Origin of the sequence: Pallidibacillus pasinlerensis (assembly GCF_009996845.1) — a bacterium.
GTDB lineage: Bacteria > Bacillota > Bacilli > Bacillales > Caldibacillaceae > Pallidibacillus > Pallidibacillus pasinlerensis.
Genome location: NZ_JAACYS010000143.1, coordinates 1 through 1,312 on the forward strand (window position 1 = coordinate 1; position 1,312 = coordinate 1,312).

The following is a 1,312-nucleotide window of genomic DNA, read 5'->3' on the forward strand; positions in this document are numbered from 1 at the left end:
ACCAATAAGATCAAGTTTATTAACCGTTGCATAGGCCATGGCAATAAAATTATCGGCTGTTCGGTATCCACGAGCCTTTCTTTTGGTAGCCTGAACTAAACTGTTTATTCCTTCAAGAAGGCCATTGGTCATCTTTGTAACAAACCATCTTAAGATTCCGCCTTTATGTTGTTTTAGTGTTTTTGCAACTTTAATCATTGGTTCTAGTCGGGATCGAATAGCCCAGCTATGCCATTCATCAAAATACAATTCAGAAAGGATTGGGTGTTTAGTCCACATTTTCTGAAGCGATAGTTTCATGCGGTAGGCACGGCCTGTTGCCAAATCCAAATCCTTTAATTTAGCCAATTTACTTCCTTGTTTTTCTGTTAGGTTTTCGGGGTTCTTCAGCCAAGCGTATCGTGAATTTTTAAGTTCTGGCTGTGTAGCTTGTTCTTGTTTTCGTACCTGATCTAATGCTTCATTTACCATTTTCATGACATGAAATTTATCAAACGTAATCGTTGCATTCGGGAATTTCTCTTCAATACCCGAAATAAAGGCTGGTGACATATCGCAACAAAATTCTTTAATCTGGGAATGTAAAACCCCTTTACTGTCTAGAAACTGGCTAAACACCTGCAGTACATCTGCACCTTTACCAGTAGTAGCGAAAATTAAGCGTTTGGTATCCATATCAATAAAAAATGTCACATATTTATGGCCTTTTGCTCGTGATGTTTCATCCATCGCTATACGAGTGACATTAGATACATCTATGTTTTCCATGGCTTTGTTGACATAATATTTAAATACTCGCCAAAGGCGTGTATCATGTTCGCCTACTTCACGAGCTACGGCAGCGACAGGCATTTCAACCATTAGCGACAACACATGGTGCTCAAATAATAATGAAAATCCAGCTCCTGGACGTGCCCAATCAATGACAACCGTACGTATTTTACCGCATGACTCACATTTTACTCGTGGCATTCTGGCATGGAGAATGGTCTTGTATTGCCAAAAATTTAGATGTCTCCAAGTCCGGTCTTGATCTTGTATATCATGAACTTTACATCCCGTTTTACCGCAATTAGGACAAGAAAATTCCGCTCCTGATTGATATTCAATATAAATGTGTAAGGTGTTTTCTTCTTTAGCTAATTCATTATGGAAAACATACCAAGGTTTAGGTATTTCTAACGCATCTTGGAATACATTATACTCTTCTTCAAAGTTTTTCATAAGACTATCACCCCAGGTAATTTAGTAGTATTACCCAGTATAGACAGCTTTGGGAAGCTTTAAACTAAACATTAAATAGCGAGGAAGC

The 1,312-nt window shown here is 38.2% G+C and carries 1 protein-coding gene; it reads right to left on the bottom strand.

Annotated features, from left to right (window positions below):
• Positions 1–1,224, bottom strand: a 1,224-nt coding sequence (locus tag GW534_RS15850) for an ISL3 family transposase (RefSeq protein ID WP_161921929.1), incomplete at its 3' end; no start/stop codon positions are given.
• Positions 1,225–1,312 lie beyond the last annotated feature (88 nt).